Below are 25,996 nucleotides of genomic sequence, written 5' to 3' on the forward strand. Positions count from 1 at the left end.
GACCGGCAAGGGGGACATCCCCGCACCGCCCCCTAACCTGAGACGGTCAGGACGTCACGTCCTTGCGGGTGAACCGCCAGAACGTCAACGACAGGAAGACCGTGGCGTACGCCAGCGCCGACACGCAGCCGCGTACCACGTCGTCGGTCTGCATCGGGGTCGACAGCAGCCCCAGCCAGGCGGTGCTGAAATGGGTCGGCAGGAAGTCGCGCAGCACGCCCAGCGCGGTGATCTGGTCCAGGATGCTGGACAGGATCCACAGCAGCACCGCGCCGCCGACCGCGCCGAGCGCCGCGTCGGTCGACACCGACAGCAGGAACGCCAGCGACGCCACGATCAGCAGCACCACCGCCAGGTAGCCGAGGATGCCGAGCAGCCGCAGCGTGCCCTCCCCGGCCGGGATTTCGGCGGCCACCGTCGAACGCAGCGGCGACCAGCCGTACCGCAGGGTGCCGACCAGCAGCGCGGTCGCGGCGAGGACCAGGATCGACAACCCGGAGTACGCCAGCGCGGCGGCCAGCTTTACCGCCAGCAGCCGGGCCCGGGGCACCGGCACGGCCAGCAGATAGCGCAGGCTCCCCCAGCTCGCCTCGCTGGCCACCGTGTCGCCACAGAACAACGCCACCGCCACCACCAGCAGAAATGTCGACGACACAAAGATGGTGAACAGGGCGAAGTTCAACCCGCCGGTGGTGGCCAGCTCGACCAGGCTGGCGAACTCGCCACCGCCGTTGTCGTCGTCACCGTCGTCGAACTCGAAGGCGACCAGCACGATCAACGGCAGCAGCACCATGAAGCCCAGGGTCAGCTGGGTGCGGCGGCGGGCCGCCTGGCGGCGTACCTCGGCCCAGAACGGCAAGGTGGCGCGGGCCCGGTAGCCGGCGGCGGCGCCGGACTGGTCGACCGGCCGGTCCGGCTGTCGCACGTCCGGTGATTCGACGGTAGCCATCAGCGGTCCCCGCTTCCCCGTGAGTTCTCGCCGACCAGGGCGAGGAAGGCGTCCTCCAGCCGACGGCGGGGCACCACCCGGTCCACCCCCACGCCGGCCCGGACCAGCTCCGCGACCACCTCGCTGCGCGGCGTACCGTCGACGTCGACGATCAGCCCGCCGTTGTCGGCGGCGACGGTACGCACCCCGGACAGCCGGTTCAGCACCGCTTCGGCGGCGGCCACGTCGGAGACGTCGAACTGCACGCTGGGCGAGTCCCCGACGATGTCGTCGACCGGCCCGGCGGCCACGATCCGGCCCTTGTTGACCACCACCGCGTGGGTGCAGGTCTGCTCGACCTCGGCGAGCAGATGGCTGGAGACCAGCACCGCCCGCCCGCCGGTGGCGTACCGCTTGAGCACCCGACGCATCTCGGCAATCTGCGGCGGGTCCAGCCCGTCGGTCGGTTCGTCGAGCACCAGCAGCTCCGGCAGCCCGAGCATGGCCTGGGCGATGGCCAGCCGTTGGCGCATCCCGTGGCTGTAGTTGCGGATCCTGCGGTGGACCGAATCCCCCAGCCCGGCGATCGCCAGGGCCTCGTCGAAGTGCGCGTCGGCCGCCGGCCGTCCGGTGGCCCGCCAGTACGCCCGCAGGTTGTCGATGCCGGACAGGTGCGGCAGGAACCCGGGACCTTCGACGAGCGACCCGATCCGGGACAGCACCGGCGCGCCGGGCACCAGCCGGTGGCCGAAGACCAGGATCTCGCCACGGGTCGGCTGGGTCAGCCCCATCAGCACCCGCAGGGTGGTGGTCTTGCCGGCCCCGTTCGGCCCGAGCAGGCCGACGACCTGGCCGCGTTCCACGGTGAAGTCGACCCGCTCGACCGCGACGAACCCGTCCGCGTACTCCTTGCGCAGGTCCCGCACGACCAGCGGGGTCTGCGCGTGCGCGGCGTCGACGGTGTGGTCGGTGCGCCGCTGCCGCAGCCGCACCACGGCGAGGACCACGACCAGTCCGACGACGATCGCGGCGACCAGCCCGGCGAGCACCCAGCGCCACAGCGCCGCCGAGGTGGCGATCGGTTCACCGGCCACCTGCGGCAGGGCGACCGGCGCGCCGTCGGCGTCGGCGGCGTCGGTGCCCGCCCCGCCGGTGCTGTCGCCGACCGCCACCGTGTAGACCGTCGGCTCGACCGGGGTGGCGTACGCCTGGTCCGAGGTGGCGACCACGATCCGCAGCCGGTTGCCCGCCTCGAACCGGTGCACGATCGCCGGCAGGGTCACCTCAACCGGTTGCGCCTGCGCGATGTCCGCCGGCAGGCCGGTCAGCCGTACCGGCGCGACCAGCCCACCGGGCAGGCTCATCGCACCGTCCGGGTCGACGTCGTACAGCTTGACGAACAGCACCGCCTCGCCGGTCGCCGACGCGGCCCGGACGGTCACCGTCGGCGCGCCGACCACGTCGACCGGGTCGGCCAGCGGCGCCGAGTCGAAGTGGCTGTGCTGTCCGGGCAGTTCGCTGACCAGACCACCGGCCACGCCACCGAGCGCGCCGGCCAGCCCGCCGGCCATCGGCAGCGAGGAGAGCGCCGCCGGGTTGCCGGCCGGCGGGTTCACGATCGGCTGCGGCGGACCGTCGACGGTCACCGTCGTCGTTGCCGTGCCGGCGGTGCCGGGGTAGTCGGCGATCCGGTAACCGGTGGCGACCAGTCCCCGGTCCATCGCGTCGAAGCCGGCGATCCGCGACCAGGTGAAGCTGCCGCCCGGGGCGTCGCCGTCCCCGGCGACGTAGTGGTCCAGCCACTGCGCGGTGAGGAACTTGACCCGGTCCTGGTCGGTCTGCGGACCGCTGCCGCCGTCGTGACCGCCGGTGTACCAGGCGACCCGCACCGGGGTGCCGTTCGCGGCGATGCCCCGGGCGTTGGCGTCGGCCTGGGCGAGCGGAAACAGCGTGTCCGACGTGCCCTGGATCAGCAGCGTCGGCGCGGTGATCCGGTCCAGTACCCGGGCCGGGCTGGACCGCTGCAGCAGTGCCACCGCCGCCGGGTCCCCCCGGCCGGTGGTGGCGATCCGCAGGTACGCGGCGCACACGTCGGCGGCGAACCGCCCGCACTGCGGGTCGAGCCCACCCGGACCGGCCGGCATTCCCGGCCCGCCGGCGGGTGCCCCGGCGCTGCCGAAGAACAGCCCTGCCCAGCCCTTCTTGAACACCCCGTCGACCGGGTCGCCGCCGGTCGACTCCGGCAGGAACGCACCGGCCAGGTCGTTCCAGGTGATCATCGGCACGATCGCGTCGACCCGGTCGTCGGCGGCCGCCAGCAGCAGCGCCAACGCGCCGCCGTACGAGCCACCCACCACCCCGACCTGCGGGTCCCCGGCAGCGTCGGTACGCACCTCCGGGCGCTGCGCCAGCCAGTCGAGCAGCCGGGCGGCGTCGCGCACCTCGTGGTCGGGGCTGTTCAGGTGGATCTGCCCGCCGCTGGCCCCGAACCCGCGCGCCGAGTACGCCAGCACCGCGTACCCGAGAGTGGCCAACTCCTCGGCGTCGCCGGCAACCGACTGCTTCGAGCCGCCGAAACCGTGGGCGAGCAGCACCGCCGGCACCGGATCGGCCGCCGAGGCCGTCTCCGGCAGGTAGAACGTGGTGTCCAGGTCGACCGGCTGGGCACCGTCCGGACCGGAGCGGACCGTGAGCCGCTGCTCGGTCACCGCGTACGGCACCGACTCGGGCCAGACCGCCCAGGTGACCACGCCGGCGACCAGGGCAAGCGTGAGCAGCCCGCCGGCCAGCCGCCGCTGGTTCGACCCGGGCAGGACCCGGCGCAGCCGCGTGGACAAGGGAGTCGGCATGCGCCACACGGTACGGCCACCGCCCGCCGGCCGGCTGTGAACCCTCTCAGCCGCGGCGGTGGATAGGCTCGGCGGGTGGCCGACCCCGAACTGACCTTGACCGCGAGCCTGCGGCCCGCCGCGTTGGACGCCCGCCGGGGCATCGTCCGGCTGCACCCGGAGGTGCTGGCCGCGCTCGGCGTCACCGCCGGCACGCCGGTGCGGCTGACCGGGCGGCGCGGCACCGCCGGGGTCGCGGCCCGCGCCGAGGCCGGCGCCAGCCGCGCCCTGCTGTACGCCGACGACCTGACCCTGGGCAACCTCGGTGTCCGCGACGGCGGCCAGGTGACCGTGGCCCCGGCGCCGGAGGTCGCCGCCCGCCGGGTGACCCTGGACGGGCCGGTGGAGATCGTCGCGGTGGTCAGCCCGGAGATGCTGCGGCTGGCCCTGCTCGGCAAGGTGGTCACCGCCGGTGACAACGTGTCGCTGCTGCCGCAGGACGTCTTCTCCGACTCGGCGCACCGTGGCCTGATGGAGGCGGCCCGGCGCAGTCTGGCCAACGTCGTCGGGTACGCCTGGACCAGCACCCTGCTGACGGTCACCGACGCCGAGCCGGCCGGCGCGGCCGGGACCGGGGACCCGGTGCTGGTCACGATGGACACCGTGGTGGCCTGGCGGCACGGGCCGGCCACCCACGGGTCGTCCGGGGAGGAGGTCCGCCCGGCCGGGCCGGTGTCGCCGGCACCGGCACCCGACTTCGTCGACGAGCCGGCGCCCAACCTGGACGACCTGCCCGGCCTACGGGCCCAGGCGCACGAGCTGACCGAGCTGCTCGACCTCGGCTTCCACCACCGGGAGGTGCTGGACCGGCTGGGCACCACCGTCTCGCTCGGGGTACTGCTCAGCGGGCCGGCCGGGTCGGGCAAGTCGGCGCTGGTCCGTGCGGTCGCCGCCAACCTGGACGCCCGGGTGGAGACGATCTGGGCACCGGAGCTCGCCGCGCTCACCAACGACGCGGCGGCGCAGCGGCTGCGGCGGGCCGCCGAGTCGGTACGCCGTGGCGACGCCGCGGTGCTGCTGATCGCCGACGTCGACGCGATCGCGCCCCGCGACGAGCCGGGTCCGTTGTCGACCGTGTTCCGGCAGCTGCTGGCCGAGACGGTGGCCGCCGGCGCGGCGGTGGTCTGCACCACCAGCCACCCGGAGGCGCTGGACCCCGGGCTGCGCGGCCCGGACCTGCTCGCCGTGCAGGTCGCGGTGCCGCTGCCGGACGCCGCGATGCGGCGGGAGCAGTTGGCCGTGCTGACCCGGGGCATGCCGTTGGAGGACGACGTCCGGCTCGACGACGTCGCCGGGCGTACCCCCGGGTTCGTCGCCGCCGATCTGGCCGCGCTGGCCCGCGAAGCCGGGGTACGGGCGGCGCTGCGGCAGAAGTCGGCGGAGGCGCCGATGGTGGCCGCCGCCGACTTCGAAGCCGCGCTGGAGGTGGTCCGGCCCACCTCGATGGCGACGTCCACGCTGGAGCTGGCGCGAGTGACGCTGGACGACGTCGGCGACATGGCCGAGGTCAAGCAGATGCTGACCGAATCGGTGCTCTGGCCGTTGACCTACCCGGACACCTTCGCCCGGTTGGGTGTGCAGCCGCCGCGCGGGGTGCTGCTCTACGGCCCGCCGGGCTGCGGCAAGACGTTCCTGGTGACCGCGCTGGCCGGCACCGGCAAGGCGAACGTGCTGTCGGTCAAGGGCGCCGAGCTGCTGTCGAAGTGGGTCGGGGAAAGCGAACGGGCGGTCCGCGAACTGTTCCGCCGGGCCCGCGAGGCGGCACCGACCCTGGTGTTCCTGGACGAAGTGGACGCCCTGGCCCCGGTGCGTGGGCAGGCGTCCGACGGCGGCACCACCGACCGGGTGGTGGCCGCGCTGCTCACCGAACTGGACGGCGTCGAGGCGCTGCGCAACGTCGTGGTGATCGGTGCGACGAACCGGCCGGACCTGGTCGACCCGGCGCTGCTGCGGCCGGGCCGGCTGGAGCGACTGGTGTACGTACCGCCGCCGGACGGTGCCGCGCGCACCGAGATCCTCAAGGCGGCGGCGAAGTCGGTGCCGCTCGCCGACGACGTGGACCTGACCGAGCTCGCCGGGTCGTTGGACGGCTTCTCAGCGGCGGACTGCGCCGCGCTGGTCCGTGAGTCGGCACTGGCCGCGATGCGGGAGTCGTTGGAGGCATCATCGGTGACCGCCGCGCACGTCGCGGCGGCCCGGGACCGGATCCGGCCGTCGCTGGACCCGGCACAGGTGGCTTGGCTGGCCGCGTACGCCGAGCAGCAGTCCGCCCGGTAGGGCGGCAGACCTCCACTCAGCCCGCCAGGTCGGTGGTGAACGCCTCGTCCAGCCAGAACCGGGCGTGCACCTGGCCCTGCTCGACCCCGATGATCGCGCCGCACCGGCGCAGCAGGTTGATCGCCGACCGGTTGGCCGGTGTGGTCCGGGCGATGACCAGGTGGGCGCCGAGCCGGACCGCTTCGTCCAGCACCGCGCGCAGTGCGGCGGAGCCGACCCCCCGCCCGCGGGCGGACCGGCCGAGCCAGATGCCGGTCTCCACGACGGAAGGGGTGTCGAGCCGGCTGAGCCGGATGCCGCCGACCACGTCCCCGCCGATGGTGATCGCGTAGACGATGGTGCCGGCGGGCCCGAACTGCCCGCCGCCGAAGTGGGACCGGTAGAACGTGCGAAAGGCGTCCCGGCGGGCGGCGGTCCAACCGGCCGGGCCGGGCACCGGCGGCATCACCTCACCCGGCTCGGCTTCGGCCACGGCGGCGGAGAGCAACGGCTCCAACAGGTCGTCGCTCATCGGGGTCAACCGCACGTCGTGCCGCACGGCGGTAGTCTCCCAGGCCGGTGCCGACTCCGCCTTACTCATTCCGCACCTCCCGTCTACCCAGCTACCGGCCCCTGGGACGGATATTTGCTCAGTTCCGGCGCTGCCGAAACGGCCTTCGGGACACCGGTCACCCGTCGGCCGGCGGCCCCGATCCAGCCCGCCAGCTGTTGTCCCAGCTCAGTACGCATCGACCGGACCGGATCAGCCGGTATCGAACAGGCAAAATATCGCCGTGGCGTCGTCGTGCCGCTTGTGACCGGTCGACCGATCCGGCTCGGCGTTCTCGGCGGCCCGTACCTGGCGGATCAACTCGGCCGACCCTGCCTCGGCGAGCAGCTCCATCAGCTGCGGCCAGCCGTACAGCCCGAACCGTTCGACGGCCCGCGACGCCCCGTCGCTGAGCAACGCCGCCCGGGTGATCCGACCCGGTCCGGTCAGCGGCAGGGTGCCGCAGAGCGCCCGGTCGGCCGCGGCCGGGTCAGCGGCGGCCACCCAGTAGCCGTCCGGCTGGTTCATCCACTGCCGCTGCCACCGTACGGCCCGGCGGTATCTGTGCTGTGGGTCGTCGGTGGCCGGCGGATCGTGCTGACCGCGCAGCCTGGCCATGGTGTCGGCCAACCGGTTGTCGGCCACCACACCGACCTGCCCGGCCGCTTCGAAAACCAGTGGACTGTCGCACAGCACCAGATAGTCCAGGTGTCCACCGGACCGGCGCAGCAGGCACACCGTGGCCGACGGGGTGCCCGGGTGGTCCACGTCGCAGGTGGCCGCGTGGTCGTCGCGGACCACCCGGATCGCCTCGGCGAGCAACCCGGCCAGCGGCGCGGCCGGCGTAGCGGCGCTGGCCAACCCGAGCCGGGCGGCGAGCCGGCGTACGTACCAGGCCGGCCCATGGCTGCAGCCGGTGTCGAAGCCGGCGGGCGCGGTGGCACCGTCCAGCACGCCGACCAGGTCTCCGTACTGCAGGATCTGGTCCTCGTTGTCCGATTGTCCGGGCGCGGCGACCGAGCAGGCGTCGACCCGCATCGTCGGCAGGCCGGCCGGCAGGGCCGACGCCCGGCTCGTCACCGCCGGCACCGGAGTCGGTCGGGAATCACCCTGAGCATCTCTCACCAACTCTCGGAATCCAGTCCGTCACCGAAGGTAGCTTGACCGGTAGGTGGGTGTCGAGGATCGCGGGCCGCGCGGCGCACGTGACACCGGCGCCCGGGACACAGGGGGACCACAGATGTTGCGTCAACTGCACGAGAAGGGCCTGCGGGCCGAACACATGTACGCCGCCGGCATCGCCAGCATCGGGATCTCGTTCACCAGCTGGGTGCTGTCCAAGCGGTTCGAGGCGGCGGGCGTCGACCGGGCCGACCGGTGGGGCATCTTCATCGGCGAGTGGGCGCCGACGTTCATCGCGCTCGGCAACGGGCTCAAAATGTACGAGAAGTAGACCGACCCGCCGGGGGCGCACGCTGGCGCTGGTGCCGCAGTGCCGCTGGTGCCGCCGTGCCGCTGGTGCCGCCGAGTCGGGCGGCTCAGCCGCGCCGGGCCCGCGACCTGGCGGCCCGCAACCGGCGGAGCCGGGCCACCAGCACCGGTTCGACGGCCAGCGCGGCCGGGTTGTCCAGCAACTGGTTGAGCAGCTGGTAGTAGCGGGTGGCGGAGAGACCGAAGGTGTCCCGGATCGACTGTTCCTTGGCGCCGGCGTGTTTCCACCACTGCCGTTCGAAGTCGAGGATCCGCTGCTCACGCTCGGTCAGCCCGGTCGTGGCCGGACCGGCGGCAGCTGTACCGCTGACAGTGTCGGCGGCCACCGGCTCGGTGCCGGCGTCGTCGTACCCGTCGGCGTCGGCTGGCTCGGTGCGTTGCCGGGGGACGCCGGCCGTCGTCCGGGGGACCGACCCGGCGCCCGGTCCGGTCCGGGGTTCGTCAGCAGCCGGCACCTCACCAGGGTAATCGCCCACCCGGCGGGTACGCATCCGCCGGTTTGCGCGGATCCGGCGTGTCGGCCGGCGGACGCCGGCACCCCGACTCAGCTGACGTCGCGCCGCCGCACCGTCCACGCCGCGACGCCCGACACCAGCAGCACCACCGCCACCATCAGCACGCCGGTGTGCAGCCAGGTCAGTTCGATGGTCGGCGGTACGCAGCCAGGCTGCCCGGCACAGGTTTGCCAGTCGGTCAGCTCGACCGACGAGTCCATCCAGGCGATCCAGTACATCGGCAGCAGCCACGCCTCCGGGTAGGTCGCGTCGGTCACGTCGGCGAGGAAACTCAACCCGGACTGGCCCAGCACCAGTACGGCGAGGACACCGCCGAGCGCCAACGCGGTGTGCCGGCCGATCGCGGCCAGTCCGAAGCCGACCGCAGCGGCCGCGACGACCAACACCACCACCCGCAGCTCGGTCAACGCGACGGACCGCCAGGCGCCGGCGGTCATCTCGGCGGTCGAGCCGCGCCACACGGCGGTGGCCCAGTGCGCCGCCGTCCACAGCAGCACGGCGGGCGCCGTGACCGCCAGTGCGCCGGTCAGCAGCGCGGCCAACTTGGTGAACAGGACGCGCAGCCGCCGGGGCCGCCACAGCAGCAGGTTCATCATCCCGCCGGAGGTCCACTCGGCGCCGATGAACGACGCCCCGGCCGCGAAGAAGACCAGGGTCGTCAGGGTGGCGAAGATGTACAGGGTGGTCGGGAACTCACGGTGGAAGGTGAACGTCGCCGGCAGGTACGGCTCGGCCGGGTACATGTCCCGGGTCGGTGCCACGATGTCGGCGCAGTTCGGTGGGAACCGGTTCGTATCGGCGGCGCCACCGGTCTGGCTGCGCTCACACTCGGCCCGCCACTGCTCGGCCCATTCGACTCCGGCCCGGTACTCGGCCTCGGCGGTGCGCTCGGCTTCGGCGAACGCCGCCGGGCCGATCTTCTGGTTGCCGAGGAACGTCCCGACGGCGATCGCGACCAGCACCAGCAGCGCGGCGGCCACCAGGTAGCGCACGAAACGCCGTTTGCCGAGGCGGCGCAGCTCGGCCCGGTACAGGTTCATCGCCCGGCTCCCGTCTGGTCGGCGGCAACCGTCTGGTCGGCGTCGGCGTCGGCGTCGGCGTCGGCCGTCAGCTGAAGGAAGACACTTTCCAGGTCAGCGGTGACCGGGGTCAGTTCGCTGACGTACAGGCCGGCGGCGGCGAGCGTACGGGTCACCCGGGCCGGCTGGTCGACCCCGTGCACCAGCAGATGGTCGGCGTGCCGGGTGACGGTGACCGGTGGGCCGTCGGCGGTGGTGAGGGCCGACTCGGCGGCCGGCAGGTCGGCGGCGGCTTCCAGGCGTACCCGCAGACCGCCGCCGGAGTGCGCGGCCAGCACCTCGGCGACCGGACCGGCGGTGACCCGGCGGCCCCGCGAGATGATCGTCACCGAGTCGCAGATCACCTGGATCTCGCCGAGGATGTGGCTGGACAGCACCACGGTGGTGCCGGCGGCGACCAGGTCACGCATCAGGGTGCGCATCTCCCGGATGCCGGCCGGGTCGAGGCCATTGGCCGGCTCGTCGAGGATCAGCAGTGCCGGTTCCTTGAGCAGCGCCGACGCGACGGCCAGCCGTTGACGCATGCCGAGCGAGTAGGTGCGGACCCGCTCGCCGGCCCGCTCGCCGAGGCCGACGAGGTCCAGCACCGCCGGCACCCGCTGCGGAGCCAGGCCGCCCGCTTGGGCGAGCAGCGACAGGGTGTCCCGGGCGGTGAAGTGCGGGAAGAACTGTGGACTCTCCACGATGGCACCGACCCGGCCGATCACCGCCGGCAACTGCTGCGGGACCGGCTGGCCGAGGATCGCCATCCGGCCGCCGTTCGGCGCGACCAGGCCGAGCAGGGTACGCAGCGTGGTGGTCTTGCCGGATCCGTTCGGGCCGAGGAAGCCGTGCACCTGGCCGGCCTCGACCCGCATGTCGAAGCCGTCGACCGCGTGTCGGACCCCACGCCGACGGCTGCGGTACGTCTTGCGCAGCCCGGATATCTCCAGTACGGCCGTCATCCGCCGCCCTCTCCGCGTGCCCGCCGTCAGGACAAGGGCACACCATACGGGACCGACGGCTCAGGCGGTGACCACCGTCACGCCGAGTTCACGGAAGGCGGCGACCGTGCCGGGCTCGGCACCGGAGTCGGTGATCAGGGTCTCCACCCGGTCGATCGGGCAGATCCGGGCGAAGGCGTGTCCGCCCAGCTTCGACCCGTCGGCGATGATCACCACCCGCTTGGCGCGGGCCACCATCAGCGCGTTCATCGACGCTTCGCCTTCGTGGTGGGCGGCGGCGCCGAGCTGCGGGTCGATCGCGTCGACGCCGAGCAGCGCGACGTCCAGGGTGACCTCCCGCAGCAGTGCGCCGCCGAGCGGCCCGACCAGTTCGAACGACTGCGGTCGGACCACCCCGCCGGCGACGACGATCTTCATCCGGGAGCGGACCAGCAGCTCGTTGGCGATGTTCAGCGCGTTGGTGACCACGGTCAGCTGGGCGCCGTCCGCGCTGGTGTTCAGATCCGGGCGTACGGCGAGCGCGCGGGCCACCTCGGTGGTGGTGGTGCCGCCGTTGAGTCCGACGACCATGCCGGGTTCGACGAGTGCGGCGGCGGCCGTGCCGATGCGCTGCTTCTCCGCCGAATGCTTGGCGGTCTTGTAGCGCAGCGGCAGGTCGTAGGAGACGCCGTTGGCGACCGCGCCGCCCCGGGTGCGGGTGATCATCTGCTGCTGGGCGAGCTGGTCGAAGTCGCGGCGAATGGTGGCCTGGGAGACGTCGAGGCGGGTGGCGGCGTCCTCGACGGTGATCCGGCCGCTGTCGGTGAGCAGTTCCAGCAGCGCGTTCCAGCGTGCGTACCGATCCATACCGCCCCTTCCCACGCCTCGCCGCCTACCACGCCCAGCTGCGCGGATGGTGACCAGTTTGCTGCACACTAATGCGCGAAACGCCCGGTAGGCAAAACCTCCGGCTGCGCGATCCGGTGCAGTCTCACCCCGGTTGTTGCCACCCGGTCACCAGAACGCGCACAATGACGCGCGAAAAGGTGCCAGTTCGAGCCCGAACGAGCACCGCTGCTTGTGGTCAGCGAGGAGTGTCGCGATGAGCTACGTCGACGCCGAGATCGCCAGCCAGCCGGAGTGCTGGCGCCGGGCGGCCGCACAGGCCGCCGACACCCCCGCACCGGCGCTGCCCCGCCCCGGCGAGCGGGTCGCCGTGGTCGGCTGCGGCACCTCCTGGTTCATGGCGATGGCGTACGCCGGGCTGCGGGAACGCGCCGGCCACGGTGAGACCGACGCCTTCCAGGCCTCCGAGTTCCCCGCCGGCCGGCACTACGACCGGATCATCGCGATCAGTCGCTCCGGCACCACCACCGAGATCACCGACCTGCTCGCCGCCATCGACGACCCGCAGCGCACCACGGTCCTCGTCGGCGACCCCGGCTCCCCCGCCGCCCAGCTCGCCGGCCACGTCGTCGCCCTGCCGTACGCCGACGAACGGTCCGTGGTGCAGACCCGCTTCGCCACCAGCGTGCTGGCGCTGCTGCGGGCCCACCTCGGCGCGGACGTCGCGGCGATCGCCGCCGACGCCGAAGTCGCCGTCCGGGCCCGGCTGCCGATCGACCCGGCACTGATCGACCAGGCCACCTTCCTCGGCCGGGGCTGGACCGTCGGCCTGGCCCACGAGGCGGCGCTGAAGTGCCGCGAGGCCGCCGTCTTCTGGTCCGAGGCGTACCCGGCGATGGACTACCGGCACGGGCCGATCGCGATCGCCGGGCCGGGCCGGATGGTGTGGGCGTTCGGCGAGATCCCCGACCACCTGGCCGACGACGTGGCCGCCACCGGCGCGGCGTTCGTGCACAGCCGGACCAACGGCGTGTACGCCGTCCTCGACCGGTGGGCCGCCGGACGCCGGCCGCTCGACCCGATGGCCGACCTGATCCTCGCCCAGCGGTTCGCGGTGGCCCTCGCCGCCAGCCGAGGGCTCGACCCGGACAACCCGCGCCATCTGACCCGGTCGGTCGTGCTGACGTGACGCCGCCCGGCGGAGTCGACCCGACACCGCCCGGACCGTCCGACGAGGTCGTCATCGCGTTGGACGTCGGCGGCACCGGCATCAAGAGCGCACTGGTCGGGCTGACCGACCAAGCGGTGCGGCACACCGAACGGCGACCGACCGCAGCGGCCCGGGGGCCGGCCGCCGTCGTCGACACCATCTGCGACCTCGCCGGGCAGCTCGCCGACACCGCCCGCGCCGACGGGCTCACCCCGGTCGCGGTCGGCGTCGCCGTACCCGGGGTCGTCGACGAGTCGGCTGGCGTCGCGGTCTGGTCGGCCAACGTCGGCTTCCGCGACGTACCGCTGCGTGACCTGGTGGCCGCCCGGGTCGGGCTGCCGACGGCGCTCGGCCACGACGTACGGGCCGGCGGGGTCGCCGAGGCCCGGATCGGTGCCGGCCAGGGCAGCCGGCACGTGCTGTTCGTGGCGATCGGCACCGGCATCGCGGCCGCCGCCGTCGTCGACGGGGCCGGCTACCCCGGCGCGCACGGCGCCGCCGGCGAACTCGGCCACGTGGTGGTCCGTCCCGACGGGCCGGCCTGCGGCTGCCGGCAGACCGGCTGCCTGGAGGCGGTCGCGTCGGCGTCGGCGATCACCCGCCGGTACGCCGACCAGACTGGCCACCGGCCCGGCGGCGCCGCCGAGGTGGCCCGGTTGGCCGCCGGCGGCGACCCGACCGCCGGCCGGATCTGGAGCGACGCGGTCGACGCGCTCGCCGACGGCCTGCTGATCGGGCAGGCGATGTTCGATCCCGAGCTGGTGGTGCTGGGCGGCGGGCTCGCCGAGGCCGGCGACCAACTGCTCGCCCCGCTGGACGCCGCCGTCCGCCGCCGGGCCACCTTCCACCGGCTGCCCCGGCTGGTCCGGGCCGCGCTCGGCGACGAGGCCGGCTGCCTCGGTGCCGCGCTGCTCGCGTCGGACCTGCTCGCGGCGGACCTGCTCGCGTCGGACCTGGTCGAGCGGGCCGCCGAGCCGGTCGAGCGGGCCGCCCGATGATGGTCGACGGCCGGCTGGTCACCCCCGACGGGGTACGCGAGCACGGCCGCCTGACCATCGACGGCGACACGATCACCGAGGTGGCGACGACCGGCGGCGGCCCGGCCGGGGTGCACGCGTCGGCGTCGGCGTCGGCGTCGGCGTCGGCGTCGGCGTCGGGCTGGATCGTGCCGGGCTTCGTCGACATCCACAACCACGGCGGCGGCGGACACACCTTCACCACCGGCGACCCCGACTCGGCCCGGCAGGCCGCCGCCTTCCACCTGGCCCACGGCACCACCACCCTGCTGGCCAGCCTGGTCAGCTCGCCGGTCGAGCTGATGCGCGACGCCGTCACCCGGTACGCCCCGCTGGTCGCCGACGGCACCCTCGCCGGACTGCACTTCGAAGGCCCCTACCTGTCGGTCGTGCGGTGCGGCGCGCAGAACCCGGCGTACCTGCGCGACCCGGAGCCGGACGAACTGGCCGGGCTGCTTGACCTCGGCGGCGGCGTGATCCGGATGGTCACCGTGGCCCCGGAGCGGGCCGGCGCGCTGGCCGCGATCGCCCGCCTGGTCGACGCCGGGGTGGTCGCAGCGGTCGGCCACACCGACGCCGGCTACGACCAGACCCGGGCGGCGATCGACGCCGGAGCCACCGCCGGTACGCACCTGTTCAACGGCATGCGGCCACCGCACCACCGCGAACCCGGCCCGGTGTTCGCCCTGCTCGGCGACGACCGGGTGACCTGTGAACTGATCGCCGACGGGGTGCACCTGCACGACGGCACCCTCACCTTCGCCGCGTCGGTCGGCGGCCCCGGCCGGACCGCCCTGGTCACCGACGCGATGGCCGCCGCCGGGATGCCCGACGGCGCGTACGAGCTCGGCGGGCAGGCGGTGACGGTGTCCGGCTCCGTCGCCCGGCTGGCCCGCGACGGGTCGATCGCCGGCAGCACCCTGACCATGGACGCCGCACTGCGCCGGGCGGTCGCCGCCGGCATCGACATCGTCGACGCCGTACGGATGGCGGCCACCACCCCGGCGGCGACGGTCGGCCTGGCCGGCACGGTCGGCGCACTCGCCCCCGGTCACCGGGCCGACCTGGTCGAGCTCGACGACGACCTGCGGGTACGCCGGGTGATGCGCGCTGGCGTCTGGCAGTGAGCCACGGTCACCGGTTGGTCAGGATGCTGATCGGCGGTAGCCGATAGCCGAGTTGCTGACCGTAGGTCATCAGGGGGCGCAGGGTCGGCAGCAGGGTGGTGGTCTCCGATCGCCAGTGGTGTCCCCGGTTGCCGTCGAGTCGGCGGTGCCGGGCGGATGTCGTCTGCCGCAGCCGTAGTGCGCGCAGTCGCCGGGACGCCGTGGACCGGCCGGAACGCCAGTCGAGCCAGCGCAGCCACCAGTCCCGTAGTACGTCGATGATCAATTTGTTCTCCTTCGTAAACAGTCAGGTCGCGGTACGTTTGGGAAATCGGTAAAGTCCGTGGCGCTGGACGAAGATCTCGCGCCGTTCGGTGGCGTTGCCGTGGCGGTCCAGCACGTAGCCGGTGAGCCAGATCCACCCGTCGTACGTCCATTTCCGATCCACCGCGATCACTCGGAATCGGATGCTGCGGTCGTCGGCGAACTGGACGCTCGCCTCCCGCCCGATCAGCAGCACATCTCCTGGGCTCGGTTCCGGTGTCCGCAGCAGCCGGTTGTTCACCGGGTCACCCGTCGCCACATGGCCTTTCCACGCCGTCGGCGCCTCGTTCCATCGGCCAGGTGGTACGTCCGCAGCTGGGGCACCATCTGGACTTCACTCGGAACGACCACAGCCCCGCGCAGAAGCCGAGCAGCGCCGCCCCGACGAACGCGCCGACGCCTAGCATCGAGACTTCCAGATGGGTTGGGTTGGCGTGAGGATCATGACCACCTCGTCTTCTCGTAGGTGTCGATCCACTCAGGTTCGCGCCAAGGACCGAGTGAGCACGGACCTCCTGTCCAACGCGCAACCCTTGCGGACGACTGCTCGCTGACGAGGTCCACTCTCGCCGGAGGGGAAGCCACAGCGTCACAACGCACTTTGCACGTCTAGGGACGTCCTGGTTAGGATAAAGTCGTCCCACGAAGGGTTGCGAAGGGGTAGTCATGGCGAACGACCGTCTACGGGAAGCCGTCCTGAACGCCGGCCTGACACCGCTGAGTTTGGCTGAACGTGTCGGAGTCAGCCCCAAGACGGCCGAGCGGTGGATAACGCTCAACCGTGTCCCCTACCCACGACACCGACACGCCATCGCCGGCCTGCTGAAAGAGCGTGAGTCGTACCTCTGGCCCAACGCCGCATCACCCGAGCGCGTCGCACGGGTGGCGGAATCCGAGGTCGTGCACGTCTACTCCCGCCGGTCCGCCGTGCCGTACGACCTGTGGCGGCGACTGATCGAGCAGTCCAGCGAACGAATCGGCATTCTCGTCTACGCCGGCCTGTTCCTACCGGAACTGGTGCCTACCCTGATCCGAGACCTTCAAGAAAGGGCGCTAGCCGCTGTCGACGTCCGACTACTCCTCGGCAACCCGGAGTCGGAGGCCGTGGCCCAGCGAGGAGCCGAGGAGGGGATCGGCGACGCAATAGCGGGCAAGGTGCGCAACGTGATGGCCTTCTACAATCAGCTCCAGGACGTGCCAGGTGTACATGCCCGGTTCCACAGCACGACCCTCTACAACTCGATCTACCGGTTTGACAACGAGATGCTTGTCAACACGCACGCCTACGGGTTCCCCGCCGCACATGCCCCGGTCTTCCACCTCCGGCGACTCTCCGGAGGCGACCTGTTCGACACCTACGCCGACAGCTTCGACCGCGTCTGGTCCAGCGCCGCACCGATCTGGCCCCCGCCCGTGGCAGGCTAGGAGCCGTGGCCAGGACCGAGCACTTCAACAACCCGGACGCCCCTCGACCGAACTCGATCGTTGTCGCTGTGACCGCCTTCGTCCTCGACGCGGACGACCGCGTCCTCCTGGTACGCCGGACAGACAACGACCTGTGGGCGCTACCGGGCGGGGCACAGGACTTCGGCGAGTACATCGCCGAGACAGCCGTGCGTGAGACCAAGGAGGAAGCCGGGGTTGACATCGAGGTGACCGACATCGTCGGCCTCTACACCAACCCGAACCATGTCATCGAGTACAGCGATGGCGAGGTACGGCAGCAGTTCTCCATCTGCTTCCGCGCCCGGTACCTGTCCGGCGAACCCACCACGAGCGACGAGTCGTCCGAAGTTCGGTGGGTTGCCCAGGATGAGCTGGGCATGCTGACGATCCATCCGTCCATGCGGCTGCGCATCGATCACGGCTACGAGGGACGTTCGAAGCCGTACATCGGTTAGGACACCGCGAGCCGACCCGTGGTGCGCTCGACGGCTTCCAGGCAACGGCCTGCACATGACGCCAACGCCGAGGCAGAGCCGCCGCTAACCGTTCCTCGGCAAGCTCAGCCGCTCGCGCCACCAGCCCCGACATACCCGGAGCGTACGGCGTCCCTAGACGTCCCCGCCAGGCTTATACGCGCCCGGTGCCGGCCGGCTGCCGGCGGTGCTGTGAGAACTTTCTGTACGTCTTCAAGGCGGCCCGCGAAGCGGGATGCCCAACGGGTCGCCGCCGAATGGGTGGCCGAGGTGGGAGAGAAGTTCAGGGGTTGTGCCGGCAGCCGGCCGGGATCGGGTCGGGCAGGCGCACGGCGTGGTGGAGCGCACGCCGGGCGCGTCGGCAGGGTGCCGGCCGCGTGCGGGGGTTGCGGTTACTGCGCCTCCGGCGGGGGCGCTCAAGCTCCGGGATGGGAAAGATCGTCGGCGGCTCGCGGTCCGTGAGTGGTTGCGCGAGCCATCCCGCCCGCCATCGACCCGGGCAAGCCGAGCAGACCACCGCCCGACCCGCCAGCGTCCGTACGAGCCGTCAAGGCCGTCTTGACGTGGCGGGCCGGGCGGAGGCCCGCTCCCCAGGAGGGCGGGTCGACGGCAGACGGGATGGGAAAGTCAGCGGTCGAAGATTCTCACCGTTACCGCCAGCCCTTCAACCGTTGATTCTCGGCTCAGGTCCGCCTCTAGTCCACGGGGGCCGGGTAGGATTCCGTCATAGTCGAAGACAAGGCAGATTAGATGCTTGGCGCGCTGCTCTGTCTTGTACCGGTCCCGATCCACAATCAGCTCGTCGCCCAGACTGCGAGCCGTCATGCTTGGCCGCGCCCGCTTGATCTCGACAGCCAGCTCGAAGGAGGGAAGTAGGAAGTCGATCCGAGCTGCACCGCCGGCGACGTTAGGCGTCCACGTCTCAGGGCGCACGTCCTCAAAGAATAGAGCAAAAAGCCCTTTCAGGAGATCCTGGGCATCATACTCATCCGCGACAGTGATCGTCGGTCGACCGCCGTGCCTGCGAGACAACTCTCTCTCGACGTCCCGCATCCGTTGCCCGATTGTCAGAATCGTGTCAACGGCATCTATCTGCTGCCCGGCGAATCGCACGCTTCCCGAACTTCTCTGGGTGCGGAGCTGTCCAGCCAAGAGTGCGCGCAGGATGTCTAAGTTCGCACGCGCTTTGGTTGTTGTGGAGCTATTGATAGCACCAAAGTCTCCGGATTTGAAGCGGTTTGCCTCCTCCTTGCCGGGAAGGAATGAGTAGAGCCCGACTTCGTTGAGTGAGGCAAGATTGTAGAACTTTGGATGCCTGACGTACTGGTCGCCATACATCTCGGCGACGATGTCATCAATATCATAGAGGAGGTGATCGGACGGCCTGTATGGAGGGTGCTCCTTGGAAGTGATAAAGCAATACCGCTTGGCGAGGGCGGCAAACCCGAAGATCGAGCTGTTCATATTCCAGTGGACTATGATGGATTCTCGATTTTCACTTAGATAGTCGTAGAACCGCTCCAGCAAGGAAATTTCTCGCCCCACCGCGTCGGTCTCTACAGGTAGGTCGGCTAGTGAAAAGGCTTCTCGGGTCCCGTTGTTCAGGCTTGCGACAGCTATGCAGGAGACAGTTGGGGGATGATCCGTTGCATCTGTCAGACTCTCGCAAGCATAGTGGACGGAGATTATCTCTCGTCCGTCATTGACGGCGTTCCGCAATTCACGCAACTTAGCCGGCTCAGATGTCACTTGACCTCGCCTCCTATGTCCGACTGAACGATCAACCGCTCGGGAAGGAGGACCGCGCTTAGCGGTGCCCCCTCTGTGGTGCCGCAGCCCGTGTCGATGCAAATCAGGGACTGCGAAACGAAAGCCCGGCCGCCTCGCTGCGCATAGTGTCCGCAGACCGTTAATGGCACCGGAGGTTGCAGGCGAGTTTGAAACAGCTCGAAGTGGGGTTCAAGGACCATCGCCCGGAGGTCTCTAGCATTCGGGCGACGCGGATCGTAGCCCATGTGACTGATCAGATACTCGGGGCTCTCTAGGTGTGTCACTGTCGATCGCAACAACGATAGGTGCTCCAACGGAAAGCTGTCCCGAAACACCTTTAGAACGTTGGGCGGTGCCTGAGGGTAATAACTGGCCACTGTCGCCACCCCACCGTTGCGGAGGAACGTGACCGCATCGTTGCCGTCAAGGAAGTCTAAGAGCGCCTGCTCATGATTGCCGCGTAGAACTGAAACGCCAAGTGGCCACTCCGCCACCAAGCGGGCTACCAAATCAAGGACATCTGAGGTGCGAGGCCCACGATCAATGAGGTCGCCTACGAAAACCAAGCGTCGCCCGGCCGAAAACCGCGAGTCGAGTAGTCGCGCAAGCTGCGCGTACGAGCCGTGAACATCACCAACCACCATTAGTTTATGGTTCATATCGGCGGTACAGCCAGCGCGGTGTATTCGAATCCCTCTTCTGGGCCGGCGAGCACTTGTGTCATCAAGGTGGAGGCGTAGGGAAACTCAGGAAACAGGGAGACAGCGAGGGAATCCAGCGTGGTATCTGCCGAGGGAAGTTCACCCAGCAAGTCGCTGATGGCCTGATAAAGAGCGATCAGGTCATCGGGACGTGGCGGAACGAGCCGCATTTCCAGAGCACGGCTCATTGAAGGAATGCCCAGGGTTTTAGCAACTATGTCAGGGTCAAACTCCGGCTGCCCCCTCTCGGCTAGGACGGCGTAGCAAGCCGTCCTAGCGACGTAGATCCCGAGCTTTCGCAGGCCGACCGCGTGGAGCGATGCATCCGTAACGGTCAGCGCCCGCCCGGCGGCAGCCAACTCAGCAATCGCCTTCCGGAAGTGCGGGGGATACTGATAACTGGCAAAAATCTCCCCGAGTGTCCCATCGGGGTCGCTCAGGATGTAGCCGTCAGTGAGCAGGTGGAGCATGAAGAGGCTGCCCTGCTTTGACATCTCCTTCAAGGTGTTGATGTTGTATGCAGTCACGTTGACGTCCCCGTCGGAGTACTTACCGGGACGTGTTCGCACCACTTGGAGGACATCGATGTCGCTGTCTGTCCGGGCGGTGCCCCGTGCCTGGCTTCCGTACAGGGCAACAGCAACGAACGGCCCTCGTACCGCTGCCATGGCCCGCGCGATGACGTCCTGAGGCGGTTGCCTGGTACTAGTCGTGGCCTGGTCCAACGGCACGAGCGACGGGGTCATAACAGGAGCCTAACGACCTGCACCGACAACCTGATACGGGCAGACGCCTTCCTCCGCTCGTATGGCCGAGCGTCCGGCTGTGCTTGACGGCGCACATCAAGCGCTGGCCCTCCTCCACAGGGCCGCTTGAGTACGGCAGCGTCCCAAACCGCCGGGCGCGCCGGACGCGAGTTGGAGCGGTCTTGCTGCGACGATGCGGGGGTAGGCGAGCGCCACCGACTGCCCCCACGTAGTCAGGCGATGAGGAGCGCTGTGAGCGTCGCGACAGCCGCAATGAGGCCAGCCGCCGCTGTGACCAGCCCTGTTACCGCCGTGGGGTAACCGATCCGTCGCCCGTAAACGTCTTCCGTTGCCTTGGCCGGTCGCCAGCGGCGGAGGCAGCGCGGTGAGCCCGCTACCAGGAGGTCGGTTCGACAGCAACGGTGACAGCAACGTGCCCGGACGAAGGACAGCCGTCGGCGGCCGGGCACGGACCGTGACCCGAATTCGCCGACGCGGACGGACCCTGCCGGGCGAAGCGCGCAGAGCGCGTAAGCGAGATGTCGCCGGTTCGAGCCCGGCCGAGGGCTCCAGCACAGACACGGCGGGACACCTTGACGGCAACGGTGGTCAGGACAGCCGTCCGTCGAGCTTGCCCAGGGCCCAGCAGCGACCCATCCCTCCGTGCGACTGCGCGTCGATCACGGCTACGAGGGGCGTTCGAAGCCGTACATCGGTTAGGACACCGCGAGCCGACCCGTGGTGCGCTCGACGGCTTCCAGCAGTGTCGGTCTGGCCCGTACCCAGAATCTGGTGACCAGGTGATCCGGGCCATAGCGTTGCTCGATCTCCGCCAGCCGGTCCGCAACGGCGACGTCGTGTCCGTCCGGGCCGGTCGTCATGTCCGCGTACCAGAGGGCATCAGCCGTGAGCGACTGTTCCTGCGGGAACTCAGCGGCCAACTCGTCCCGAAGGCCACGTTCCTCCGCCTCGAACAACGCGCACGAGTGATGAGCCACCAGAGCGGCCACGCGATCGGACACCCCGACACGACGCAGCCACCGCCCGCCATCGAGAGCGTGCAGGCCGGTATCCGCCACGCCAGGGGCGTACCCGACATCGTGCAGCCACGCGGCAGCGACGAGAACCTCAGCGTCCGCCGGGTCCAGGACATGACTGACCTCGCCGGCCTTCCCGGCAACGGCCTGCACATGACGCCAGCGCCGAGGTAGAGCAGCAGCTAACTGTTCCTCGGCAAGCTCAGCCGCTCGCGCCACCAGTCCCGACATACCCGGAGCGTACGGCGTCTCTAGAGATCCCCGCCCGGCTTACGGCTGTCGGTTACGTGCCCTGTGCCGGCCGGCAGCCGGCCGGGGCGCGGCGCGGCCCAGATCACCTGGGGTTACCCGTGGGCCTACCTCTGCCTCTGCTGGCTTACGTCAAGTACCCGTCAAACAAATCCGAGGGCGTTTTGTCCGGTCTGGGAGTTTATTTGGGTGCCTAGACGGCATTTGTCGGCGGGCAACATGGACGGTCTGAACGTAGGCGATCAAATACCCATCAAGGAGAATGTGACCCGCGTCCCTGCCGCTCAGGGCCCCGAGGATGCCCGTCGCGGGCGGCTCCGAAGACCTGCTGTCAAGTGAACAACGCTCAAGAGCCCGGCGCGTGGTCCGGAGCGGCCCACCAGGGCACATACTCCCTGAGCTTGAGGGGTGCATTGGGGTCACGTAGCGCGATCATGCCCTCTTCCAGCGCCTCCTTGATCAGCCTTGAAGCCTTACTGGTCAGGACAGGCCGGCGGGGCGGTCCAGGCCGCCGGGCACCCACGGCAGCCGTACGGTGTCCCACGGCACCCGTTGCAGCAGGCGCAGCAGCAGCCAGCCGAGCAGCAGCCCGGCGACCGAGTCGGTCAACCAGTGGTAGCCGAGGTAGACCGTGCTGCAGAACAGGATCGCCGCCGGCAGCAAGCGCAGCGCCAGGTAGCCGGGGAACGGCCGCCGGGCCGGGACCGGCCGGCCGTACGCCCGTAGCAGACCGGTGATCAGCAGGGCGATCACCGCGTACCAGACGATAGCGTTGGTGACGTGCCCGGACGGGTACGCCATCGCCGGGGTCGCCTCGGTGAACAGCCGCTCCGGGAACGGGTCGTCGAGGTCGTGCGGGTAGCCCCGGGGCAGCAGCACCTTCATCGCGCCGACGCTGAGGTAGGTCACCGCCACCGCGCCGAGCACCGGCAGCAGCGGGCGCACCGAACGGACCCGCCGGGCCAGCCAGAGCGCCAGCACGCTGGAGACCGGGATCAGCAGCCAGCCGCCCTGGCCGAAGAGGTTGAGCACCCGGGCGGCCCAGTAGGCCACCGGCGGCCGGTGCGCGTCGACCCAGTCCCGTACCGCCAGGTCGGTGTCGAGGAACACCCCGGCGGCGAGCGCCCCGGTCAGCCCGGCCAGCGCGGCCAGCAGCACCGCGTCGAACCACCAGCCGGCCGGCCGCGGCCCCGGTCGCCGCGACGCGTCGGACAGCGGCGCGGGCGGGCGGGTGGCGGTCGGCTCGGGCACGCCGGCCAGGTTACCGAACCGGTGCGGTGACGATGTCGTGTCGGGGCGGCGACAGCTTGACGGCGGGACCACCACGAACACTCTGAATATGGATCAAATCAACAGTGTTAGCCGAGCCACGGCAGGCGGCATCGCGGCGTCGTACCCGTCATGCTTGATCCGTGCGGATCACCTCGGCCCTTGTGGACCCGGCGCTGCTCGACCTGCCCTGGTCGACACCGCTGGAGCAGTGGCCTGCCGACCACCTGGTGGCGCTGCCGCAGGGCATCTCCCGGCACGTCGTCCGGTTCGTCAAACTCGCCGGCACCGTGTACGCCGTGAAGGAGACCGGCGAACGGGTCGCCGAACGCGAGTACGACCTGCTGCGCGCCCTGGAGCGGATCGACTTCCCGGCCGTCGAGGCGGTGGCGATCGTCGCCGACCGCACCGACGCCGACGGCGAACCGCTCGACCCGGTGCTGATCACCCGGCATCTGCAGTTCTCGCTGCCGTACCGGGCGCTGTTCTCCAACCAGCTGCGCCCGGAGACCCTGGCCCGGCTGCTCGACGCGCTCGCCGCGCTGATCGTCCGGATGCATCTGACCGGCTTCTTCTGGGGTGACTGCTCGCTGTCGAACACGTTGTTCCGCCGCGACGCCGGCGCGTTCGCCGCGTACCTGGTCGACGCCGAGACCGGGGCGCTGCGGCCGGGCCTGTCCAACGGGCAGCGCGGCGAGGACCTGGAGATCGCCCGGGTGAACATCTTCGGCGAGGCCCTCGACCTGCAGGCCGCCGGCCTGCTGCACGAGTCGATCGACCCGGAGACCGTCGCCGACGAGGTGGTCACCCGCTACGAACGGCTGTGGCACGAGATCACCTACGAGCAGCACGTCGAACGGGAGTCCCGGCACGACATCGAACGGCGGATCCGCCGGCTCAACGAACTCGGCTTCGACGTCGCCGAGGTGGCGATGTCGGTCGTCGACCGCGGCTCCTACCTGGTCCGACCGAAGGTGGTCGACGCCGGCTACCACAGCCGGCGGCTGCTGCGGCTGACCGGCCTGGACGCCGAGGAGAACCAGGCCCGCCGGCTGCTCAACGACCTCGACGCGCACCGGGCGGAGAGCGACCTGACCGACGAGCAGCAGGCGGCGCACCGCTGGTTGACCGAGGTCTTCGAGCCGGTGGTCCGCGCCGTCCCGGCCCACCTGCGCCGCAAGGTCGAGCCGTCAGAGCTGTTCGCCCAGGTCATCGAGCACCGGTGGCGGCTGTCCGAGGAGGCCGGCCGGGACGTCGGGCTGGCCCCGGCGGTCCAGTCGTTCCTGGCCGACGTGCTGGTGCACTACCCGGACGAGCAGGCGGTGCTCGGCACCGAGGTGCCGGCCGCCTGACTGACCCGGCGTCACCGGGGCGGACCGGGCGCGCCCCGGGTGCGACCGGGGCGCTACCCGGATCCGGTCGCCGGCTCGGCCTCGTCGACCGCTTCGGTGGCCTGCTTGAGCAGCCAACTCAGCCCGGACCGGCGGGCCACCACGGTGATCCGGTCCCGGGCCCGCAGCCGGAAACCCGACGCCGGCAGCCACACCGGTCCGGGCTCGCCGAACTGCGCGAACGCGATCACCCGTACGCCCGGATTGTCGCCGGCGGCGGCGAGCGACCCGCCGTCCAGCGCCGACCCGGCGGCGACGATCACCTCGGCGACCAGCAGCACGTGCCGGCCGACCGGGATGGTAGCGATCACCTCGCGGTCCATCAGCGCGGCGGCGAACGCTGGCGCCGCCAGGTACGACACGCTGCGCGAGATACCGATGTTGAAGGTGCGCTGGATCCGGCTGGCGAAATCGCCGTCGAACAGCCGCAGCACGACATGCACGTCGCTGTGGATCTCCCGGGCGTACAGCGCCGCCTGCAGGTTCGTCACGTCGTCGGTGGAGACGATCACCAGCGCCCGGCAGGTCGCCACCGAGGCGGCGCGCAGCGTCTCCTCCTGGGAGCCGTCGCCGACGATCAACGGGACGCCCAGCTCCCGCGCGACCGAAACGCCCCGCGCGTCCGGGTCCTTGTCGACCCCTACCACCTCGACTCCGAGGTCGTGCAGCTGCCACATCACCCGGGTGCCGACGTTGCCGAGCCCGACGACCACCACATGCTCGGTGCGCTCCGGCCGGGTCTGCCGGTCGGCGATCGCCAGCCGGGCGTTCACCAGACCGTCCACCACGGCGGCGGTGAGCAGCGGGATCAACGCCAGCCCGGCCAGGCTGAGCACCACCTGCATCACCTGTACGGCGGCCGATTTGCCCAGGTCCGGATCGGCGCCGCTGAGCGTCATCACCACGGTCAGGTAGACCGCCTCGGCGACGCTCACCCCCTCGGCACGCGACAGCAGCATGCCGAAGACCACCACCACCGCCAGTACGCCGAGCGTGGCCATCCCGATCTTGCGGGTGGCGAAGGACCGCAACGCCCGTACCGGGTCCCGCCACAGCCGGGCGCGCTGACGGGCGCGGACGATCCGGCGGGCCGCCCGGACCGGCGCCAGCTGGCTGCCGGCCGCCTCGGCCAGCACCAGATCGGCGGTGTGCTGGTCGGCCGGCAGCACCCGGGGGCGGCCCGCGTCGCTCAGGTCGGCCAGCCCGCAGATGACGTGCTCGGGGCGGACCTCGTCGCGCTGCGCCACGTGCAGCGTCCGGCCGCCGTGGCGGAAATGGGTCGGCGACACCACCCCGAGGGCGGCCGCGACAAACGCGGGTGCCGCCATCGACGCGTCGGACAGCACCTCGCAGTCGGCGAACAGCCGCTTCACCCGGCTGCCCAGCCGGGTGTTGAACATCCGCATCACCACCCGCAGGTCGGGCTCGACCTCCTGGGCGCACAGCGCGGCGTTGATGTTGCCGACGTCGTCCTGGTTGAGCAGCGCCAGGCCGCGCGCGCCGGCCAGCCCGGCGCTGCGGAACGTCTGCTCGGTGAGCCGGTCGGCCCGCAGCAGCCGGATCCCCTTGATCGACCGCATGTCCGGCCCGTCCGGCCGGGGCCGGGTGGGCACGATGACCGTCACCGTGGCGGCCGCCGCCACCAACTCGCCGACCAGCCGGTAGGCCAGCGGATCGTGCCCGCAGACGACGTAGTGCGGCCGGTTCTCGCCGTTGCTGCGCAGCCGCCCGCCGACGGCGCGGCGGGCGCGGTCACGCCACGGGTCGACAGCCATGACCGGA

The 25,996-nt window shown here is 71.0% G+C and carries 24 protein-coding genes; 8 read left to right on the plus strand and 16 right to left on the minus strand.

Going from position 1 to position 25,996, the window contains the following annotated elements:
* Window positions 1-46 precede the first annotated feature (46 nt).
* Both ACN27J_RS16280 and ACN27J_RS16285 read right to left on the minus strand, forming a co-directional pair.
* Window positions 47-949, minus strand: a complete 903-nt coding sequence (locus ACN27J_RS16280; RefSeq protein ID WP_421367167.1) for an ABC transporter permease subunit — start codon at window positions 947-949, stop codon at window positions 47-49.
* Complete coding sequence (locus ACN27J_RS16285) at window positions 949-3,777, minus strand: alpha/beta fold hydrolase (protein ID WP_421367168.1); 2,829 nt, start codon at window positions 3,775-3,777, stop codon at window positions 949-951. Before ACN27J_RS16285 ends, ACN27J_RS16280 begins: the two co-directional genes overlap by 1 nt.
* 75 nt (window positions 3,778-3,852) lie before the next feature.
* Here ACN27J_RS16285 and ACN27J_RS16290 point away from each other — a divergent pair, with 75 nt between their 5' ends.
* Window positions 3,853-6,093 carry an AAA family ATPase gene (locus ACN27J_RS16290; protein WP_421367169.1) on the plus strand — a complete coding sequence of 747 codons (2,241 nt, stop codon included), beginning with the start codon at window positions 3,853-3,855 and terminating at the stop codon, window positions 6,091-6,093.
* Window positions 6,094-6,109: 16 nt separating this feature from the next.
* On the opposite strand, the gene ACN27J_RS16295 is transcribed toward ACN27J_RS16290, so the two are convergent.
* Together ACN27J_RS16295 and ACN27J_RS16300 are read right to left on the minus strand one after the other, a co-directional pair.
* Window positions 6,110-6,631 (minus strand): GNAT family N-acetyltransferase, encoded by a 522-nt coding sequence (locus tag ACN27J_RS16295; protein ID WP_278174654.1) that lies wholly within the window; start codon window positions 6,629-6,631, stop codon window positions 6,110-6,112.
* Between the two features lie 204 nt (window positions 6,632-6,835).
* Window positions 6,836-7,702, minus strand: a complete 867-nt coding sequence (locus tag ACN27J_RS16300; protein ID WP_421367170.1) for a hypothetical protein — start codon at window positions 7,700-7,702, stop codon at window positions 6,836-6,838.
* Between the two features lie 160 nt (window positions 7,703-7,862).
* Here ACN27J_RS16300 and ACN27J_RS16305 point away from each other — a divergent pair, with 160 nt between their 5' ends.
* Window positions 7,863-8,075 (plus strand): hypothetical protein, encoded by a 213-nt coding sequence (locus ACN27J_RS16305; protein WP_278171798.1) that lies wholly within the window; start codon window positions 7,863-7,865, stop codon window positions 8,073-8,075.
* 85 nt (window positions 8,076-8,160) lie between these two features.
* Here ACN27J_RS16305 and ACN27J_RS16310 read toward each other — a convergent pair whose 3' ends face one another.
* Genes ACN27J_RS16310 through ACN27J_RS16325 form a run of 4 tightly spaced genes read right to left on the minus strand, consistent with a single transcriptional unit; the run spans window position 8,161 to window position 11,497 of the window.
* Complete coding sequence (locus ACN27J_RS16310) at window positions 8,161-8,604, minus strand: DUF3263 domain-containing protein (protein WP_421367171.1); 444 nt, start codon at window positions 8,602-8,604, stop codon at window positions 8,161-8,163.
* Between the two features lie 53 nt (window positions 8,605-8,657).
* Window positions 8,658-9,668 (minus strand): ABC transporter permease, encoded by a 1,011-nt coding sequence (locus tag ACN27J_RS16315; RefSeq protein WP_421367172.1) that lies wholly within the window; start codon window positions 9,666-9,668, stop codon window positions 8,658-8,660.
* Window positions 9,665-10,651, minus strand: coding sequence for an ABC transporter ATP-binding protein (locus ACN27J_RS16320; RefSeq protein WP_421367173.1), 987 nt, complete (start codon window positions 10,649-10,651; stop codon window positions 9,665-9,667). Before ACN27J_RS16320 ends, ACN27J_RS16315 begins: the two co-directional genes overlap by 4 nt.
* 60 nt (window positions 10,652-10,711) lie before the next feature.
* A complete protein-coding gene (locus tag ACN27J_RS16325) occupies window positions 10,712-11,497 on the minus strand; it encodes a DeoR/GlpR family DNA-binding transcription regulator (protein ID WP_278171804.1) in 786 nt (261 codons plus the stop codon).
* Window positions 11,498-11,732: 235 nt separating this feature from the next.
* Between ACN27J_RS16325 and ACN27J_RS16330 the strand changes: the two genes are divergently transcribed.
* From ACN27J_RS16330 to nagA, 3 genes are read left to right on the plus strand one after another with little or no spacing between them, the layout of a single operon-like run.
* Window positions 11,733-12,665, plus strand: coding sequence for an SIS domain-containing protein (locus tag ACN27J_RS16330; protein ID WP_421367175.1), 933 nt, complete (start codon window positions 11,733-11,735; stop codon window positions 12,663-12,665).
* Window positions 12,662-13,684, plus strand: coding sequence for an ROK family protein (locus ACN27J_RS16335; RefSeq protein ID WP_421367176.1), 1,023 nt, complete (start codon window positions 12,662-12,664; stop codon window positions 13,682-13,684). Before ACN27J_RS16330 ends, ACN27J_RS16335 begins: the two co-directional genes overlap by 4 nt.
* Window positions 13,681-14,829, plus strand: coding sequence for an N-acetylglucosamine-6-phosphate deacetylase (nagA, locus tag ACN27J_RS16340; protein WP_421367177.1), 1,149 nt, complete (start codon window positions 13,681-13,683; stop codon window positions 14,827-14,829). Before ACN27J_RS16335 ends, nagA begins: the two co-directional genes overlap by 4 nt.
* A gap of 7 nt (window positions 14,830-14,836) precedes the next feature.
* On the opposite strand, the gene ACN27J_RS16345 is transcribed toward nagA, so the two are convergent.
* On the minus strand, window positions 14,837-15,094 hold the full coding sequence (locus ACN27J_RS16345; RefSeq protein WP_421367178.1) for a hypothetical protein: 258 nt from the start codon (window positions 15,092-15,094) through the stop codon (window positions 14,837-14,839).
* 21 nt (window positions 15,095-15,115) lie between these two features.
* Window positions 15,116-15,373: a hypothetical protein gene (locus ACN27J_RS16350; RefSeq protein ID WP_421367179.1), complete on the minus strand. Its 258-nt coding sequence runs from the start codon at window positions 15,371-15,373 to the stop codon at window positions 15,116-15,118.
* A 425-nt stretch (window positions 15,374-15,798) separates the two neighbouring features.
* Between ACN27J_RS16350 and ACN27J_RS16355 the strand changes: the two genes are divergently transcribed.
* Together ACN27J_RS16355 and ACN27J_RS16360 are read left to right on the plus strand one after the other, a co-directional pair.
* Window positions 15,799-16,557 (plus strand): XRE family transcriptional regulator, encoded by a 759-nt coding sequence (locus tag ACN27J_RS16355; RefSeq protein ID WP_421367180.1) that lies wholly within the window; start codon window positions 15,799-15,801, stop codon window positions 16,555-16,557.
* A 5-nt stretch (window positions 16,558-16,562) separates the two neighbouring features.
* The gene (locus tag ACN27J_RS16360; protein ID WP_421367181.1) at window positions 16,563-17,033 is read left to right on the plus strand and encodes an NUDIX hydrolase; all 471 of its coding nucleotides are present in this window, start codon (window positions 16,563-16,565) and stop codon (window positions 17,031-17,033) included.
* 645 nt (window positions 17,034-17,678) lie between these two features.
* Here the strand turns inward: ACN27J_RS16360 and ACN27J_RS16365 are convergent.
* The 5 genes from ACN27J_RS16365 to ACN27J_RS16385 form a co-directional block, all read right to left on the minus strand.
* Window positions 17,679-18,800 (minus strand): hypothetical protein, encoded by a 1,122-nt coding sequence (locus ACN27J_RS16365; RefSeq protein ID WP_421367183.1) that lies wholly within the window; start codon window positions 18,798-18,800, stop codon window positions 17,679-17,681.
* A complete protein-coding gene (locus ACN27J_RS16370) occupies window positions 18,797-19,480 on the minus strand; it encodes a metallophosphoesterase (protein WP_421367184.1) in 684 nt (227 codons plus the stop codon). The genes ACN27J_RS16365 and ACN27J_RS16370 overlap by 4 nt, the downstream gene beginning before the upstream one ends.
* Window positions 19,477-20,268 (minus strand): nucleotidyltransferase domain-containing protein, encoded by a 792-nt coding sequence (locus ACN27J_RS16375; protein WP_421367185.1) that lies wholly within the window; start codon window positions 20,266-20,268, stop codon window positions 19,477-19,479. Before ACN27J_RS16375 ends, ACN27J_RS16370 begins: the two co-directional genes overlap by 4 nt.
* 716 nt (window positions 20,269-20,984) lie before the next feature.
* Complete coding sequence (locus ACN27J_RS16380; RefSeq protein WP_421367186.1) at window positions 20,985-21,536, minus strand: HD domain-containing protein; 552 nt, start codon at window positions 21,534-21,536, stop codon at window positions 20,985-20,987.
* Window positions 21,537-22,034: 498 nt separating this feature from the next.
* Window positions 22,035-22,805, minus strand: coding sequence for a phosphatase PAP2 family protein (locus ACN27J_RS16385; protein ID WP_421367187.1), 771 nt, complete (start codon window positions 22,803-22,805; stop codon window positions 22,035-22,037).
* Window positions 22,806-22,966: 161 nt separating this feature from the next.
* Here ACN27J_RS16385 and ACN27J_RS16390 point away from each other — a divergent pair, with 161 nt between their 5' ends.
* Window positions 22,967-24,175, plus strand: a complete 1,209-nt coding sequence (locus ACN27J_RS16390; RefSeq protein ID WP_421367188.1) for a DUF4032 domain-containing protein — start codon at window positions 22,967-22,969, stop codon at window positions 24,173-24,175.
* Between the two features lie 53 nt (window positions 24,176-24,228).
* Here the strand turns inward: ACN27J_RS16390 and ACN27J_RS16395 are convergent, their stop codons facing one another.
* Window positions 24,229-25,989 (minus strand): NAD-binding protein, encoded by a 1,761-nt coding sequence (locus ACN27J_RS16395; protein ID WP_421367189.1) that lies wholly within the window; start codon window positions 25,987-25,989, stop codon window positions 24,229-24,231.
* Between the last annotated feature and the right edge of the window lie 7 nt (window positions 25,990-25,996).

Origin of the sequence: Solwaraspora sp. WMMB762, assembly GCF_049179115.1 — a bacterium.
In the GTDB taxonomy this organism is placed as follows: domain Bacteria; phylum Actinomycetota; class Actinomycetes; order Mycobacteriales; family Micromonosporaceae; genus Micromonospora_E.